Genomic DNA, 15,993 nt, shown 5'->3' with positions numbered 1-15,993 from the left:
TGTGGAGCGGTTTTCGGCTGACATTATGCTCCATCTCTTTGAATTAGAGGCGGATTCAGATTTCAGGTCGAACAGACCTGAAATCATCCGGCTCTAGGGCAATTCAGAAACAGGGTGAGCGGTTTCCGTCCGGAATTGCGTGGCATGGGCCGTCTCATTTGTAATAATCACCAGAGAAACTGACATTCAGGCCGCCGCAATTGCCGCTGTCCTCGGCGTTGTCGCTCACCACGAGGGCCGCCTTATCCAACGCGGCGATGACGCGGCAACTGTCAGGACCATGATCATCAGGAAACGCAAACACGGCGACGTTGTTGCGCGGCGTCGCCGGTCCGGGCGGCATGTCGCCCATATGGGGACCGCCTGGAGCTTCTTTTTTGGACGGATGCGCCGACGGGTAAAATGCCTCGCCATCGGCCCTGAGGGCATCGCCTTCGACGCGCAGTTTGATCCAGTTGCCAAATGCTTCGCGCCATTTGCCTTTCCACGCTTTAAGCGGCAGCGGCGGGCGCGGCGCGATGTCCGTCTGTTTCACATAGCCGCCGACATTCGTGCTCGAGCCGGCAACATAAACGCAGACATAGGGACCATTGATAAGGCTCGTCGTGAGCACCAGTTCGTTTTTCTTGAGATGTAACTGCGACTTGCACTGGCCGCTGTCATCGGGGCAAGGCGCCTCTGTCTTGCTCAGATCGATGCCCTTCGAGGGTTTGATCTCTGCCAGCCCCAAGCCGGCATTGGCCGGATCACCGATCTGACATATGTCGGAGGCCTGAGCGGCCGGGGACAAAAGCGCCCCCAAGATGACGGCGCCGAGAGCAGCGAAGCGCCACGCGGATCGGGGTAATCCGAAGGTAATGAACCTCGTCAAGGCGCGCGGCATCGAAGACATGTTCATCTCCCTGTCGAGCCGCTGTATGCCGACTGAAGCACCGGCTGTTGAGATTTAGATTATCGCTCCTGAAGCGCGAGGTCTGCCGCTATATTCAGCCGCTGAGCCCTATTTTTCATCGCAGCTTCGATGGTAGCTGCGATTTCAGATTTTCTCAAATTTCTCCTCGCCTGTGGCTTGCCGGACCTACGACGCAGCCGCCGACTTGTTTGGCAGCCGTGGTTCAAAGATCTCAGCCATCGATCTGCGGAAAGGACCGGGGTCCCGCCGCGGGACCCCGGCCTGCCGGGCAGCCTCCCAAACACCGGCGTCGTTGCGCCGGAAGCCACCCGGCCTTTTTGGGGTGGACCAGAATCATACGAAACGAGCCGGCGCGGAGTTTCACGGCTCCCGACAAAATTTTTGGAAAGATTAGAGCAATTCCAGGAAAACTGCGCAGCGGTCAGGCTCGGCGACTTCACCGTAGCCTTCCGTCCGGAATTGCGTAAAAACAAAGAGTTGGAGCAGGTCACCTACCAAACGCTGAACCGCTCCAGCGGCTGCCAACGAAAGCCCCGGCCAAAGGCCGGGGTTTTGGTTTGGGACTCGGGGGGTGCCGGCTATTCCGCCGGCGATGGTTTCTTGCGGAACAGCGCCGCCAGATTGTCCCACAATTCGATCTTGGCGCCCTGGCGCTTCATGATCACGCCCTGCTGCAGGATCGAGAGCGTGTTGTTCCAGGCCCAGTAGATGACGAGGCCGGCGGGGAAGCTGCCCATCATGAAGGTGAAGATCACCGGCATCCAGGTGAAGATCGCCGCCTGCGTTGGGTCCGGCGGCGCCGGGTTCATGCGCATCTGCAGGAACATGGTGATGCCCATGACCACCGCCCAGGCGCCCATATGCGGCAGGAAGGCCGGTGCTGCGAACGGCAGCAGCCCGAACAGGTTGAAGATCGAGGTCGGATCGGGTGCCGCCAGATCGTGGATCCAGCCGAAGAACGGCGCGTGCCGCATTTCGATGGTGATGTAGAGCACCTTGTAGAGCGAGAAGAAGACCGGGATCTGCAGCGCCACCGGCCAGCAGCCGGCCAGCGGATTGATCTTTTCGGTCTTGTAGAGCTCCATCATCGCCTGCTGCTGCTTCATCTTGTCGTCCGCGTATTTCTCGCGGATCTCGACCATCTTCGGCTGCACCTTCTTCATGTTCGCCATCGAGGCGTAGGATTTGTTGGCGAGCGGGAAGAACAGGGCCTTGACGACGACGGTGGTGGCGAGGATCGCCAGCCCGAAATTGCCGAAGAATTTGTAGAGCGTGTCGATCAGCCAGAACATCGGCTTGGTGATGAAATAGAACCAGCCCCAGTCGATCAAGAGGTCGAACCGCTTGATGTGGCGGTCCTGCGCATAGGCATTGATCTTGGCGACTTCCTTGGCGCCGGCGAACACTTCGGTTTCGACGGTCGCCGACTGGCCGGCCTCGATGTTGATCGGGTCGGTCAGGAAGTCTGATTGATAACGATGGCGCCCGTCCTCGAAATAGGCGTAGCGCGGCTGGAAGGGCTGCTTCTCTGTCGGCACCAGGGTGACGGCCCAGTATTTGTCGGTGATGCCGAGCCAGCCGTCGGTCGACTTGCCGGGCTTGACTTCCTTGTCCTTTTCGATGGCTGCGTATTTGTACTCCGCCAGCCCCTCGGTGCCGGTAACGCCGATCAGGCCTTCATGCAGCACATAGGTGCTGGCGACCGCCGGCTTGTCGTAGCGCGTGACGCGCCCGTAGTTGAACAGGCTGACGGCGGCGCTTCCTGAATTCTGCACCGTGTCGGAAACGGTGAACATGTAATCATTGTCGACCGAGATGGTGCGTTTGAAGGTCAGGCCCTTGTCGTTCGTGTAGGTCAGCGTCACCGGCGTCGACGGGGTCAAAGTCGGATTGCCTTCGACGATCCACAGCGTGTCCGAGCTTGGTACCGCGCCCGTCTTGTCGGTGCCGACGAAACCGATCTCGGCGAAATAGCCGGTGGGCAGCGCCTGGGGGTTGAGAAGCTGGATCTCTGGCGAGTTCTTGTCGACCGTCTCGGTATAGTGCTTGAGCTTCAGGTCGTCGAGGCGCGCGCCGGTCAGGTTGATCGAGCCTTCGAGGCTCGGCGTATCGATCTTGACGCGCTTGGTCGCGGCAACAGCCTGGTCTCGGCTCGCGACAGTGACGGTCTCGCCACCCGGCGCGGTCGGAATGGCGCCAGGAGTCGGCGCCGGCGTTGCGGCCGCGCCAGGATTGGTGCCCTGCGCTTCCTTCTTCTGTGCCTCGACGCGCTGCTGTTCGATGCGGGCCTGCTCGCGCTGCTGCTCCATCTTCGGGTTCATGTAGAACACCTGCCAGAGTGTCAGGATCAGCACCGACAGCGCGATGGTGATGAAGAAATTGCGGTTGTTTTCCATCGAAAGCCCTTGGCCTATCGTGTTCCGCGCAGCCGGCGGGAAAGCTCGGCCTTCAACTGGCCGAACGGTATGGCAAGCACGTCGTCACGCCCGACGATGACATAGTCATTGCCGGGCGCCATGTCATCGGCGGCATGCGTTCGCACCGCTTCCCTGAGCCGCCGCCGGACGCGATTGCGCACCACGGCGTTGCCGACCTTCTTGGTGACGGTGTAGCCGACGCGCGGCGCAGAAGCATCGCCACGGTCGAGAACTTCAACGAGAAAAAGCCGTCCGCGGCGTTTCTCGCCGCCGCGCACAGCCAGGAAGTCCGCGCGTTTCAGAAGCCGTCCGGGGGCGTTCCCCTTTGGCTTGCCGGTTGCGGGCAACGATCTCGTCTTTCGTTCAGGCGCTGAGCCGCTTGCGGCCGCGATTACGGCGGGCAGCAACGACGCCACGGCCACCCTTGGTGGCCATGCGGGCACGGAAACCATGCCGGCGCTTACGGACGAGCTTGGACGGTTGGTAGGTACGCTTCATTTGTTTTAATACCGCGGGGTGCGGCCCTTCTTGATTCTGTCACTCTGTAACAGGAGCTTTGCCGGGCCGGCTTAGGCGCGATCGAAACCGCGCCGGGACGAATGGCCCGAGCGTGAGCGGGCTTATAGAAAGAAGGTTTTTGGAAGTCAATCCGCCCCGGCCCCGAGGTATCTTTTCGCGGGCGACAATGAAATTGGCAAAAATGCCGCAAATCGCATAATCTTGGCCGATCAAGCCTTTGTGAATGCGCGTCAATGACGAGTGAAGCTCTGCCCACGAACGAGAAGGCAACGAACGAGAAGGCAACGCCTGCGGCGGCGAATTCGACGCGCCGGGTGCCGCTGTCGCGTGGCCTGTCGACCAAGCTCCTCCTGCTCACCATCGCCTTCGTGCTGCTGGCTGAAATCCTGATCTTCCTGCCCTGGATCGCCAGCTACCGGGTCAACTGGCTGAAGGAGCGGTTGAGCACTGCCGCCGCCGTGTCGATCGTGCTGTTGCAGGGCGAGCCCAACTCGTTGTCGCACAACGCCCAGAACGACGTGCTGATGGCGATCGGCGCCAAGGCGATCGCGGTGCGCGACGGCGGGGTTTCGCGGCTGCTTGTCGTTTCAGACATGCCGCCGCAGGTCGACGAGCATATCGACATCGCGAATGTCGGCCTGGTCAACGGCATGACCGGCGCGCTCGACACGCTGTTCTTCGGCGGCAAGCGCATGCTGCGCGTCTTCGGCCCGGTCGGCGACAGCGACAAGGAATTCGAGCTGATCATGCCGGATTACCGTCTGCGCGACGCAATGCTCAGATACTCGCGCAACGTCGCCGTCGTGTCGCTGCTCATCTCGCTGTTCACCGCCATGCTGGTCTATGCGGCGATAGACCTGATCATGATCGGGCCGATCCGCACCATGACGCGCTCGATCCTGTCCTTCTCCGAGGCACCCGACGATCCCGGCCGCGTCATCTCTCCGACCGAGCGCTCCGACGAGATCGGCGTGGCCGAGCGCGAGCTGGCGCAGATGCAGGACCGGTTGCAGAAGATGCTGTCGGAGCAGAAGCACCTCGCCGATCTCGGCCTGGCCGTGTCGAAGATCAACCACGACATGCGCAACATCCTGGCTTCCGCGCAGCTGATGTCGGACCGCCTGCGCCAGGTGAAGGACCCGACCGTGCAGTCCTTCGCGCCGAAACTTCTGCGTGCGCTCGACCGCGCCGTCTCCTATTCCGAAGGCGTGCTTCACTATGGCCGCACGCAGGAGCCGGCGCCGTCACGCCGGCGTCTCCGGCTTCGCCAGCTGGTCGACGACGTGCACGGCCTGCTCGATATCGAGCAAGGTATCGAGTTCATCAACGCCGTCGATCTCGCTTTCGAGGTCGACGCTGATTCCGACCACCTTTTCCGCGTGCTCACCAATCTCTGCCGCAACTCGGTGCAGGCGATGGCCGCCGACACGGAGAGCGCGGTGGTGCGCCGGCTGGCGGTCGCGGCCGAGCGCCATGGCAGCGTCAGCCGCATCACCGTCACCGACACCGGCCCCGGCCTGCCGCCCAAGGCGCGCGAGAACCTGTTCGCCGCCTTCCGCGGCTCGGCGCGCAGCGGCGGCACCGGCCTCGGCCTGGCGATCGCGCATGAATTGATCCGCGCCCATGGCGGCACGGTCGAGCTCGTCGAATCGATCGGCGGCCGCACCGTCTTCGCCGTCACCATCCCCGACCAGCCGGTACGGCTCGATCAAGCGCGCGGAAGCTTGCGCAGACCTGCTTGACGCCACGACCTCTGGCTGAGCCGCTTGTCGGTAGCGGCGCGCCTTGATCAAAGCGGGCAAAAACCACCAGCGACAAAACTTTTGCCGGATCGGCTTGCAATTCGCGAATTCAGTCGTTAGGGAACACTCCACATCGCGGCCGGCCGTCTCGACCGGATCGCGGGGCTTGTGTCACACACGGCCTGTTGCGCGCCCGTAGCTCAGCTGGATAGAGCACCAGACTACGAATCTGGGGGTCAGGAGTTCGAATCTCTTCGGGCGCGCCATTTTCTTCAATGAAATCCGATACCCCGTATTCGATATGGTCGCGCGTTAGTCCAACTTAGGGTGGGCTAACTTTGTTTGCCGTTTCGTCTCGCCTGAGGCGTGTCTAATGCATGTCGCCCAGAAGTGTGCAGCGGTTCTGGGACAATGACATGCATCAAAACAAAGACTTAAAGTGCGTCGCCTGAATCCGGTTCAGCGCGACGCGCTTTAGGGTGCAACTTCGCGGGCAAGCTTGTCGATCGGCCATATCTCGAAACTGGCCCCGGTCAAAGCCTTCATTTCTGCTGCAAGGATCGGGTGGGCAGTGCCTTCGCGGTTCCAGTCGATCTTCTTCTCCTGCGAAACGAGAATCACGCGACCGAATGTGGATCCGGCGTCGAGCGCGTTCTGCAATCCGACCAAGAGGTCAGCCCAGACAAAGAAGTCGCCGTCCCCATCATCCCTAAAGCCGGGGGGCGTCTTAGTCTTTTTTCGAAGAAGGGCCGTTGGGGAAAACAGTTGGCGGGGTACAAAAGGCACGGCGGCCTTCTGCTTTAGCATCTCCATGAAGGCGTCCATTCGCCGAACGGTCGCCTCGTCGTAAATGTAGCCATAGCTCCCTTGGAACTCGTCCAGTAACGCGCTGAACCGATCCGCGAATGGGCCAAACGTACCATCTACCTTATCTACATCGGCCTTTAGCTGGTCGTATCGCTTTTTGATGCCGACAGCGAGAGAGTCTACCGCCGTGAACTGATTGTTCCAAAACTCTTGGACCACCTGACCCGGCAAGATCACTGGCGCGGCGTGCGCCGCCCTTAAGTAGTCGACGATATCCGCGCCCTTCGCGTGACTGCCTAGGCGCAGAAAGACGTTTGCATCAAACGCGATAGCTGTCTCACTGAGAGGTACGGTCGACGGCTCAGGCCGCAAAGCAAACGCTAACGCGTCAAGGGCTTCCAGGCGTACGTCGCGGTTCAGAACCGCAAGGACTTTCGAGGTAGCGGCGTCAGCGCTCACTACGTTTTCCCGACTAGTACCAGATCTCGCCAGCGGCGACAGCCAACTTCGCACCAATCTGGTCAACGGCCGCCGCATCCCATTCTCCTACCTCTTGTAGTCGGTCAACCCATTCATTCGCGACGGCTGTGGGAAGCATATGCTGCTTGAAGGTGGCCCAATTGACCACATCTTTCGGACGGCGATCCAGCGTGGATAAGAACGAGTTTCCGATCGTGGACGCCCAGAATGACCCTTCATCTTCATCCATTCCCTCGAAATCAGACTGCCGTGTCCAAATAAAATGAAGAACACCTTCGTCCTCGGGTACAATAGTGTGTTGTAATATAGAGCGCCTCATGAAGTGAAGAACTTGCTTATTGAACGATCTCTTTCGCAGTTGGTCGACAAATTGCTCTTTGGCTGGATTAAGATCCTTCAGATCGTGGATGATTGATCGCCAGTTGTTTGAATCGCGGATATTTTTTGCGGCCTCACCAAGGCGACGCTCTACATTGCCTGTGCCCAGATTCCCGACAATTATGCGGCGAACTACCAGCTTGAGTATGTAGCGCATACCCTCGATTGAATCTGGAACATCTGCCAAGGCTAGAAGTATTGGGCGGACCGCAATAACGCTGAGGCTGTTCAAGGCAGAAAAAACACTCAGGGCCTCAGGGTCGCTGGGGCCCGCTAGGGTAGGGTCGATCATTTGCTGATACTGAGGCAGAGCACTATCTAGCATCAGCATAAGTTCCTCGGGGACAGGGGGGATGCGGCCCGACAGGCGCAAACGTCCGGCGAGAAAGCCAAACAGGTCTTTCGGCAAAACGTGCCCGCTTCGCACTGTCACCACATGCCTTATGAACTGCACAAAATTGTTCGTGCCTTCGTTCGGAAATTGTTTCGATAGAGTTCGCCATTGTGTGTAGCGATCAGACCGACCTGCCGGTGGAGTTTGGCTAAGAACATAGTTCTTAAGCAAATCGGCAGTGGTGAGATCCTTGCCGCGCGTATTGACAACCTCAAAAACCTGATAGGCGGACGCGGCGTCGGGGTGAACGAAGACAGCAAAATAAAGTCTGTTCGTTATGAAATCCGTCCATTTGCCCAGCCGTTTAAACGGGTCACTTTTTAGATCATCCGAAAGCTTACGCGCTAGGAAGTTGTAGGATGCGACCATCCGACTCGAGACGGAGTCAGAATCGTCAGTTGCAGCGACTTGCACATTCCCCTTAGCAAGGATCAGTTGGAAGGTTGCGTCATCAGCAGTATCAGACAGTTCCACGCGCGGCGCAGTTTCGTCAGACTCGTAATCGATGGAACGCAGAAAATCAGCTTGGATCCGGTCAGCTAGCGCCTTTCTTTCACGCCTCACCGCTTCATGGAAGATTGCTGTTGCCAGCAAACTTAACGTTATTATGCGCTGCTGTCCGTCAACGACGTGCTTGCGACCATCGTCGGCCCCGCTCGGGTTGGTCAGAATGATCAAGCCCAAGAAATAGGTTTCCGCTTCAAGGCTCATTTGCAGATCAGCCCAGAACTCGGAGACCTCTTCGAGCGCCCACGAATATTCCCGCTGGAACTCGGGCACCTCAAAGGTAGTGGTAGAAAACAGCGCACCGGCGGTGCTTGCAGAGGCGTTTAATGGTGTTTGCAAGGTGGCGCTCACTTTAGCGATGGGCGTTGATGCGCCAATCCCACAAAAGTTGCCATATACGCGATCGGCTTGCAAACAGCGACGACGCCACCGCCCGTTTCCCCTTCTGGCTATCGTTGAGTCAACACAAAACGGCAGCGAAGTCGCTACTCGCGGCAGAAAGCGCTATTTCAGCGGCAGAAACAGCTCCGCGACGATCTACGAAGCGTGCTGTCGCGGGTTTTAGGATTTCTGCGACACGCGAGCCTGCAAAGCGTCGATCTCTGTTTCCGCGAAAACCTCAAAGGATCTACAAAGTCCTGCTCCAAGAACCAATTGCGAAATAAAACCAGTCGATCTAACCTACAACCGATTGCATAACGCAATCAGATGCGCGCGGATAATCATGTAAAGGAACGGGTATGGCCAAGCTCGTGTTCGGAATGAACCAGTCGCTGGACGGCTACGTCGATCATATGGCGTTTGGCCCAAGCCCCACTCTCTTCCGCCACTTCATCGAGGAGGCGCGGGGACAGGCGGGCAGCATCTATGGTCGCCGCATGTATGAGATCATGCGCTACTGGGACGACGAGCATCCTGAATGGGATGCCGAGCGGCTTGCCTACGCGGCGGCGTGGCGGAACCAACCGAAATGGGTCGTTTCGCGTTCGTTGCAGTCGGTCGGCCCCAACGCTACGCTTGTCGAGGGCGATCTCGAGGGCGCTATTCGCAAGCTGAAGGCCGAGCGCGACGGCGAGATCGAAGTTGCCGGCCCTGACTTGGCGCGAAGCCTCACCGAACTGGGCTTGATCGATGAGTATCGGATCTACCTGCACCCGGTCGTGCTTGGTCACGGCAAGCCCTATTTCGCCGGGCCTCGGCCGCCGCTCCGCCTTTTGACCAGTGATCGGATCGGCGAGGATGTGATCAGGCTGACCTATGGTCCTGCCTGATCCTGATCGTCTTGCGAACACCATGGATCTCCGCTTCCCGCCATAGAGCGCAACGGCAGCTACCTGGATGGAACCGTCATCGGCTGCGGCAGCCGGTTGATCCGGTGGAATGACCAAAGAAGCTGCGGGCACAGGAGGAGGGCGGCGGCGCCGAATTCCAATGCGGCCGCCGCGGTGTCGGCCCAAACGGCAAGCTTGCCGCCGACCGCCGGCGCGGCCAGCATGCCGGCATAGTAGACGGTGTAGAACACGCCCATCCCGATCGATCGCGTCCTTGGATCGAGCACGCGCGTGGGCAGGCTCATGATCGCGCCGGCGGGCAAGCCGCATACGATCCCCATGGCGATGGTGACGGGCAGCACGGCTCCGTTTCGCGACAGAAGGAGCATCAGCAAAGCGAAGCCGGCACAGCCCGCGGCGAGGACCGCGCCGCCGCGTTTGCTGCGATCAGCCAGCAAGCCGCCCAGGGGGACCGAAAGGGTGGCCAGCCAAAGCACGACGCTGATCGCCGGTCCCGCCGCCGCGTTGGACCAGCCGCGCTCGACAAGCATCGAGGGACCGAAGCTGAAGACCATTGCGAAGCCGACGTTGTAGAGGCACCAGATCAGGCCGGCGGTGATGAGCGCGCAGGTGGTCCCGGCCGAAACGCCGCGGCGTTCGATCCCGCCGGCGGACGCTACGTCCGGGGCGCGATAGACGAAGGCCATGACGCCGATGCCGACGATAATGGGGACCGAAACGGCAATGCCCACGGCGTTCATCCCGAACGTCGTCCCGATTGCCGGCAGCAGCATGAGAGCGATGGCGATGCCTGCCGGCCATGAGTTGATGTAGATCGCCATGGCGGTTGCCATTTCCCGGCCGGCAAACCAGTCGGCGACCATCTTGGTCATCAGCACGTTCAGGAGGACGCCGCCGGTGCCGCCGATCAGCCGGCCGCCAATCTGCAGGTTCCAGGACGTCGACCCCGTCATCAGCAGCTCACCCGCCAGCATCATCAGGAGGCCGGCGAGAACGGTCGCCTTGTCGCCATGGCGCCGGCCGATCGTCGCGCCGGGCAGGGCCAATACGACCCCGGGCGCAAGATAGAGGCCGATCAGTATCCCGATGTCGGCGAGACTCGCGCCGAGGCTGTTGCCGACAAGGGGCGCGACGGCGGCAACGCTCTGGAACTGAAACGCCATCGCGGTGCGGGCGACAATAAGGACAGCAAGGATCGTCCAGCGACTGCGCACCGGTCCCACGAATTATCCAGGTCTGATATTCTGGTTCAATCGGAAGAAATTGGTCGGGTCGTATTGCTTCTTGATGGCAGCGAGGCGCGCATAATTGGCGCCGTAGGCATCACGCACGCGCTCGTCGCCCTCATCACCGAGATTGTTGGCATAGACGCCGCCGGTCGAGAACGGTCTGACCGCATTCCACAGGTGCCGCGCCCAGCGGATATTTGCCTCGTCATCGGCCGGATCGTCCCAGATGGCGATGGGGAAGCAATCGAGGGCCGCATCGCGGTTGGCATAGGGCGAGTGCGACGCTGGCACGCGAGCGATCGCGCCGCCGACCTGCTGGAAAACCAGCAGGGAGGAGCGATTGGGAGCCCGCGCGTAAGCGTCGAGCAGCGCCTCGATCGCGCCATCGCTGATCTCGCGCATGAACTGCGCTTTCCAGTAATAGCGTCGCCCGCGTGGAAAGAGGCTGTCGCCCGCCGATTGGATCTGAAGATAGGGAATGACCTGAAGGCGACTGTCGATGGGGGATCCGAATTTCATCAGCGGCGCAATGACGGGTTCGCCCGCTTCGGGTGGCCCGACATAGCAGGCCGAGATGCTAAACGCACGCTCGCCCGAGGGCAGCGTGACGAGCGCGGCGTCGACGCTCATCTCGTCCGGGGCGTCGCGGGAGAATTTGTCGTAAAACCGCATGGCCTCGCGCGCATCATTGTAGGCGTGCAGCACCGAGCCCACGAGAAGCGACGGGCCGATCGGGTGCAACCGGTATTCGAACGCGGTCACGATGCCGAAATTGCCGCCGCCGCCGCACAAGGCCCAGAACAGGTCGGGATGCTCGCTGGCGCTTGTGTGCAACAACCGTCCCTCGGCGGTGACGATTTCAGCCGCGATCAGATTGTCGCAGCTCAGCCCGTGCTTTCGCCCGAGCTTGCCGAAGCCGCCACCCAGCGTCAGGCCGGCAATACCGGTGTCGCCGTTGACGCCCATGGTCGTTGCGAGGCCGTGCGCCTGCGTGGCTGCGTCGAACTCACCGAGATTCAGGCCGGCCTTGGCCCTGGCGACGCGTCGCTCGGGATCGACGACGATCTCCTTCATGCGGGATAGATCGATCACCATCCCGCCGTCGCAGACCGAGAGGCCGGCGACGTTATGGCCGCCGCTGCGAACGGCAACGAGACAGCCTTGTGACCTGGCATAGGTCACGGCACGGACGACGTCATCGCGATTGGCGCAAAAGACGATTGCGGTGGGACGTTTGTCGATCGCCCCGTTCCAGACCGCGCGTGCCCGGTCGTAGCCGGCGTCCGTCGGCAAGACCACTTCGCCCCGCAAGCCCTGCCGGAGTTGTTCGATCGCGGTGATCGAGGAATGGGATCGGCCCGATGGCCTGTCGGTCTGTCGTGGAAGGTCCATCATTGTCGTCCTCGGTTCCAGCAGGACTACGGTCTCACAGGGCCCGGCCTTCCGCAAAAGGGAAATTCTTAGGTACTGGATGAGCGAAATTCATCTACACTGCCGGCATGAGGAACAGCCCGCCGCTCCGCGCCTTGCACGCCTTCGAGACCGCCGCCCGGCACGGCAGCTTCAAGGCCGCGGCGGTGGAGCTGGGCGTGACACCGACGGCCATCAGCCACCAGGTCCGCCTGCTGGAAGAGATCTACGGTCGCAAGCTGTTCCAGCGCCGGCCGCGCCCGCTCGTGCTGACGAGTGCGGGAGCGCGGCTGTTCCCGATCGTCCGCAACGGCTTCGATCTCCTCGCCGGTTCTCTTGCCGCGGTCGCCGAGCCGGATGTCCAAGCGCCATTGCGGGTGACAAGTCCGAACGCTTTCGCCAGCCGATGGCTGGTGCCTCGCCTGCCGAAATGGCGAGAGGCCAACCCGGCCGCGCCGCTGGAGATCATCGGGACGGATGCGCTGCTCGATCTGCGTGCCGGCGCCGCGGACGTGGCGGTCCGCTACACGCGGCGCCCGCCTTCGGGTTTTGCCGGGCAAGAGCTGTGCCGCGATTCCTTCTTTCCCATTTGCAGTCCAGGGTTGCTGGCCAGCGATGGGCGGTCGATCGAGCGCGCCGCGGATCTCCTGCGCTATCCGTTGATCCATTTCGACTGGATGAACCGGGATCCGGACGCTCCCACCTGGCGCCGATGGCTGGCAACGGCCCGTTCGATCGATCCCGACCTGATCCCGGACAAAGCCTGGGATCTGAGCTTCCGCGAGGAGCTGCATGCCATCGATGCGGTTGTAGCCGGGCAAGGCATTGCGATCCTGAGCGACGTCGTGGTCGGCCGTGAACTGGAAAACGGCTCGCTCGTCAAAGCGCATCCATTGTCCCTGCCGGGCTACAGCTTTTACGTCCTGTGGATGCATCACAGCCCGCGGTCGGCGGTGATGGAGTCCTTCCTGGCGTGGATGAGAACCGTATTGTGAGATTGTCGGCCTGTCGCCGCGCCCTGCGACACTGGCTCAGCAACCGGAAGTCTCCTCTGAAGGCTGCGCTGACACCCTTAGTGCGCGCCACCGCCGCGCAGGCGGATTTGCGCGCCGAGGACTGTGCTGCGCCGTCGTAGGTTCTCGTTCGGCGCGCCCTCCCTTTCTAACGCTTGTGTGTTGACATATATGCAAAATACTTATATGTATGCCGCATATTATATACGAGATGCACCGATGAACGAGACCGATTTCCTCAAGGAATACGACCCCGGCGCGTTCCGGCGCCCCTCGGTCGCAGTGGACCTCGTCCTGATGGGCATCCGCGAGGGCCGGCCGACAGTGCTGCTGGTCAAGCGCGACCAGCTTCCGCATGCCGGCCGCCGGGCCCTGCCGGGCGGCTTCGTCGGCATCGACGAGTCCCTCGATGCAGCCGCCGCTCGGGTGCTGCGCGAGAAGGCCGGCATGGCTCATGCGCATCTCGAACAGCTCTACACCTTTGGCGCGGTAGACCGCGATCCGCGCATGCGCATCATCAGCGTCGCCTACCTGGCGCTGCTCACCGAGCGAGCCTTCGACACAGCGCTCAGCGCTATGCCGGCGCTGCTGCCCGCCGCGATCCAGGTGCCCTGGGCCGGCGAGGCCGGCGGCCCGGTCGACGTGCTCTCCCCGGACAAGGAAGCGCTGACGCTCGCCTTCGACCATGCCGCCATCCTGGCGATAGCGATGCTCAGGTTGCGCGGCAAGCTCGACTATTCCGATGTCGCCTTCGCGCTGCTGCCCGAGCTCTTCACACTGCGGCAGTTGCAGGATGTGCACGAGGCGGTCCTGGGTGCCGCGCTCAACAAGCCGGCCTTCCGCCGGCGCCAGCTCGACAAAGGCTGGCTGGCGGCCACCGGCGCCTATGAATCGGGCGCCGCCTTCCGCCCGGCTGAGCTCTATCGTTTCCAACGTTCCACGGCCGATTGAGGGAGAAATCATCATGGCCACTATCCGCAGTTTCGGCTTCATCGCCCAGCTTCGCAGCGAGGCAAGCAGCCACGTCATCCGCTACCGCAACGGCCGTGCAACGCAGAGCGGCCGCGGCCTGGTCTTCTGGTTCGTGGCCGAGACCGCCAGCATTGCCGAACTGCCGATGGACGACCGCGAGATGACGCTGTTCGTCAAGGGCCGCAGCCAGGATTTCCAGACCGTCGCCGTGCAGGGCACCATCGGCTGGCATGTCGTCGACCCAGCGCGGCTCGCCGAGCGTGTCGATTTCAGCATCGATCTCCGGAACGGCAAATTGCGTGGCGAGCCGATCGAAAAGATCCAGGCACGCATCGCCGGTATCGCCAACCAGGCGGTCCAGCAATATCTCGGCCAAGCGCCGGTGCGGACGCTGCTCGACGCCGGCCCGGCGCCGTTGCGCGAGCGGCTGCAGGCGGTGGTCGCGGCCGATCCGGCGCTCACCGACATCGGCGTCGCCGCCGTCGCGGTCAGGCTTACCAACCTGACGCCGACCAGCGAGCTCGAGCGGGCACTGCAGACGCCGACCTTCGAGGCCCTGCAGCAGAAAGCCGACGAAGCGACCTTCCAGCGTCGGGCTTTAGCCGTCGAGAAGGAGCGCGCCATTGCTGAGAACGAGCTGGCGAACAAGACCGAACTGGCGCGGCGCGAGAAGCTGCTCATCGCCGAAGAGGTCGAGAACGCCCGCAACCGTGCCAGCGGCGCGGCCGAAGCGCAGCAGATCGAGGCAGGCGCCGAGGCCGAGCGCATCCGCACCATCGAGGGCGCCAGGGCGGAGACAGAAAGGCAGCATATCGCCATCTACCGCGACCTGCCGCCCGCGATCCTGCTCGGGCTTGCGGCCCAGCAACTCGCCGGCAAGCTGGACAAGATCGACCATGTCAACGTGACGCCCGACCTGCTCGCCACTGTACTCGGCGAGTTCCGCAAGGGCCCGGCGGTGATTGAGGCGCGCTGAGGGAACGGACATGGCCGCGAACCGACCCCGTGCGGTCTTCGTGACGCGGGAGACCGACTACGAGCTTCTGATCGCGCATCACGCGACGCGCGGTCAGGCCCGCTTCTTCCTCGAGACGCGCGGCCAGCGGCTGGAAGACGTCGAGGCCCGGCACGACCGCTTCCACGCCGCCCTGGGCACGGCCCGCGCCGCAGTGCCGGCCGACTGGCGCCAAACCCTGGTGACGCGCGCCGACCTCAACCGCTTCCTGTTCGCGCCCGACGATGTCGTTGTCGCAGTCGGGCAGGACGGCCTGGTCGCCAACGTCGCCAAATATCTGAACGGTCAGCCCGTGCTCGGCGTCAATCCGGCGCCGGATCTCTATGACGGCGTCCTGGTGCGCATCGGCGTCGGCAGGCTGGCCGGGCTGCTTGTCGCCAGCGGCGCCGGCGATGTCGAAATGGAATCGCGCACGATGGTCCAGGCCGAGCTGGGCGAGGGCGAGACGCTTCTCGCGCTCAACGAGATCTTCGTCGGCCACCGCAGCCACCAGTCGGCACGTTACCGCATCGAGGCGGAAGGCGAGACGGAGGACCATTCCTCCAGCGGCCTCATCGTCGCCTCCGGCACCGGCGCGACCGGCTGGGCGCGCTCGATCATGGAAGCGACGCATCTGGAACTGTCGCTCGGCCGCGAAGAGCATGCGGTCGGTTTCTGGGTGCGCGAGCCCTTCCCGAGCGTCGCCACCGCCACGAAACTGCGGGCGGGGAAGATCACCGGGAAACCGCTCTTCATTACCTCGCGCATGAATGAGGGCGGCGTGATCTTCGCCGACGGCATCGAGCAGGATTTCATCGCCTTCGACTGGGGCAGGCAGGTGCGGCTGTCGCCGGCGTCAAGGGTGCTGCGCCTTGTGGTCGGTCAATGAGCTGTGGCAAGACAGCGAGGCGGCTCGGGCAGAGCTC

The 15,993-nt window shown here is 62.1% G+C and carries 14 protein-coding genes and 1 tRNA gene; 7 read left to right on the top strand and 8 right to left on the bottom strand.

Annotated elements, in window-relative coordinates:
* Positions 1–154 precede the first annotated feature (154 nt).
* The 4 genes from ACWGS9_RS06140 to rpmH form a co-directional block, all read right to left on the bottom strand.
* Positions 155–892: a hypothetical protein gene (locus ACWGS9_RS06140; protein ID WP_454504383.1), complete on the bottom strand. Its 738-nt coding sequence runs from the start codon at positions 890–892 to the stop codon at positions 155–157.
* Between the two features lie 599 nt (positions 893–1,491).
* A complete protein-coding gene (gene yidC / locus ACWGS9_RS06135) occupies positions 1,492–3,309 on the bottom strand; it encodes a membrane protein insertase YidC (RefSeq protein WP_454504382.1) in 1,818 nt (605 codons plus the stop codon).
* Positions 3,310–3,323: 14 nt separating this feature from the next.
* Positions 3,324–3,677, bottom strand: a complete 354-nt coding sequence (gene rnpA / locus ACWGS9_RS06130) for a ribonuclease P protein component (RefSeq protein ID WP_454504381.1) — start codon at positions 3,675–3,677, stop codon at positions 3,324–3,326.
* 16 nt (positions 3,678–3,693) lie between these two features.
* Positions 3,694–3,828, bottom strand: a complete 135-nt coding sequence (rpmH, locus tag ACWGS9_RS06125; RefSeq protein WP_008833937.1) for a 50S ribosomal protein L34 — start codon at positions 3,826–3,828, stop codon at positions 3,694–3,696.
* Positions 3,829–4,082: 254 nt separating this feature from the next.
* Here rpmH and ACWGS9_RS06120 point away from each other — a divergent pair, with 254 nt between their 5' ends.
* Both ACWGS9_RS06120 and ACWGS9_RS06115 read left to right on the top strand, forming a co-directional pair.
* Positions 4,083–5,591 (top strand): ATP-binding protein, encoded by a 1,509-nt coding sequence (locus tag ACWGS9_RS06120; protein ID WP_454504380.1) that lies wholly within the window; start codon positions 4,083–4,085, stop codon positions 5,589–5,591.
* A 189-nt stretch (positions 5,592–5,780) separates the two neighbouring features.
* Positions 5,781–5,857, top strand: a tRNA-Arg gene (locus ACWGS9_RS06115).
* A gap of 208 nt (positions 5,858–6,065) precedes the next feature.
* Here ACWGS9_RS06115 and ACWGS9_RS06110 read toward each other — a convergent pair.
* Both ACWGS9_RS06110 and ACWGS9_RS06105 read right to left on the bottom strand, forming a co-directional pair.
* Complete coding sequence (locus ACWGS9_RS06110; protein ID WP_454504379.1) at positions 6,066–6,857, bottom strand: hypothetical protein; 792 nt, start codon at positions 6,855–6,857, stop codon at positions 6,066–6,068.
* 13 nt (positions 6,858–6,870) lie between these two features.
* The gene (locus ACWGS9_RS06105; RefSeq protein ID WP_454504378.1) at positions 6,871–8,571 is read right to left on the bottom strand and encodes a DUF262 domain-containing protein; all 1,701 of its coding nucleotides are present in this window, start codon (positions 8,569–8,571) and stop codon (positions 6,871–6,873) included.
* A gap of 326 nt (positions 8,572–8,897) precedes the next feature.
* Here ACWGS9_RS06105 and ACWGS9_RS06100 point away from each other — a divergent pair, with 326 nt between their 5' ends.
* Positions 8,898–9,428: a dihydrofolate reductase family protein gene (locus tag ACWGS9_RS06100; RefSeq protein WP_454504377.1), complete on the top strand. Its 531-nt coding sequence runs from the start codon at positions 8,898–8,900 to the stop codon at positions 9,426–9,428.
* Positions 9,429–9,487: 59 nt separating this feature from the next.
* Here the strand turns inward: ACWGS9_RS06100 and ACWGS9_RS06095 are convergent, their stop codons facing one another.
* Together ACWGS9_RS06095 and ACWGS9_RS06090 are read right to left on the bottom strand one after the other, a co-directional pair.
* Complete coding sequence (locus ACWGS9_RS06095; protein WP_454504540.1) at positions 9,488–10,663, bottom strand: MFS transporter; 1,176 nt, start codon at positions 10,661–10,663, stop codon at positions 9,488–9,490.
* A gap of 12 nt (positions 10,664–10,675) precedes the next feature.
* Complete coding sequence (locus ACWGS9_RS06090; protein ID WP_454504376.1) at positions 10,676–12,073, bottom strand: FAD-binding oxidoreductase; 1,398 nt, start codon at positions 12,071–12,073, stop codon at positions 10,676–10,678.
* 131 nt (positions 12,074–12,204) lie between these two features.
* Here ACWGS9_RS06090 and ACWGS9_RS06085 point away from each other — a divergent pair, with 131 nt between their 5' ends.
* The 4 genes from ACWGS9_RS06085 (at position 12,205) to ACWGS9_RS06070 (ending at position 15,956) form a co-directional block, all read left to right on the top strand.
* Complete coding sequence (locus ACWGS9_RS06085; RefSeq protein ID WP_454504375.1) at positions 12,205–13,083, top strand: LysR substrate-binding domain-containing protein; 879 nt, start codon at positions 12,205–12,207, stop codon at positions 13,081–13,083.
* 237 nt (positions 13,084–13,320) lie between these two features.
* Positions 13,321–14,052: an NUDIX hydrolase gene (locus ACWGS9_RS06080; RefSeq protein ID WP_454504374.1), complete on the top strand. Its 732-nt coding sequence runs from the start codon at positions 13,321–13,323 to the stop codon at positions 14,050–14,052.
* Between the two features lie 13 nt (positions 14,053–14,065).
* Entirely contained in the window at positions 14,066–15,049 is a 984-nt protein-coding gene (locus tag ACWGS9_RS06075; protein ID WP_454504373.1) for an SPFH domain-containing protein, read from the top strand.
* 10 nt (positions 15,050–15,059) lie between these two features.
* The gene (locus ACWGS9_RS06070; RefSeq protein WP_454504372.1) at positions 15,060–15,956 is read left to right on the top strand and encodes an NAD(+)/NADH kinase; all 897 of its coding nucleotides are present in this window, start codon (positions 15,060–15,062) and stop codon (positions 15,954–15,956) included.
* Positions 15,957–15,993: the final 37 nt, after the last annotated feature.

The organism is Mesorhizobium sp. Arg314 (assembly GCF_053714275.1).
Note: the sequence above shows the minus strand (reverse complement) of the source record. Positions and strands in the feature narration are given on the sequence as shown.

Bases quoted from the DNA above. Each gene is read 5' to 3' on its own strand.
- ACWGS9_RS06140 (WP_454504383.1), bottom strand. From the start codon at position 892: ATGTCTTCGATGCCGCGCGCCTTGACGAGGTTCATTACCTTCGGATTA.
- ACWGS9_RS06100 (WP_454504377.1), top strand. From the start codon at position 8,898: ATGGCCAAGCTCGTGTTCGGAATGAACCAGTCGCTGGACGGCTACGTC.
- yidC (WP_454504382.1), bottom strand. From the start codon at position 3,309: ATGGAAAACAACCGCAATTTCTTCATCACCATCGCGCTGTCGGTGCTG.
- ACWGS9_RS06080 (WP_454504374.1), top strand. From the start codon at position 13,321: ATGAACGAGACCGATTTCCTCAAGGAATACGACCCCGGCGCGTTCCGG.
- ACWGS9_RS06090 (WP_454504376.1), bottom strand. From the start codon at position 12,073: ATGATGGACCTTCCACGACAGACCGACAGGCCATCGGGCCGATCCCAT.
- rpmH (WP_008833937.1), bottom strand. From the start codon at position 3,828: ATGAAGCGTACCTACCAACCGTCCAAGCTCGTCCGTAAGCGCCGGCAT.
- ACWGS9_RS06120 (WP_454504380.1), top strand. From the start codon at position 4,083: ATGACGAGTGAAGCTCTGCCCACGAACGAGAAGGCAACGAACGAGAAG.
- ACWGS9_RS06075 (WP_454504373.1), top strand. From the start codon at position 14,066: ATGGCCACTATCCGCAGTTTCGGCTTCATCGCCCAGCTTCGCAGCGAG.
- ACWGS9_RS06070 (WP_454504372.1), top strand. From the start codon at position 15,060: ATGGCCGCGAACCGACCCCGTGCGGTCTTCGTGACGCGGGAGACCGAC.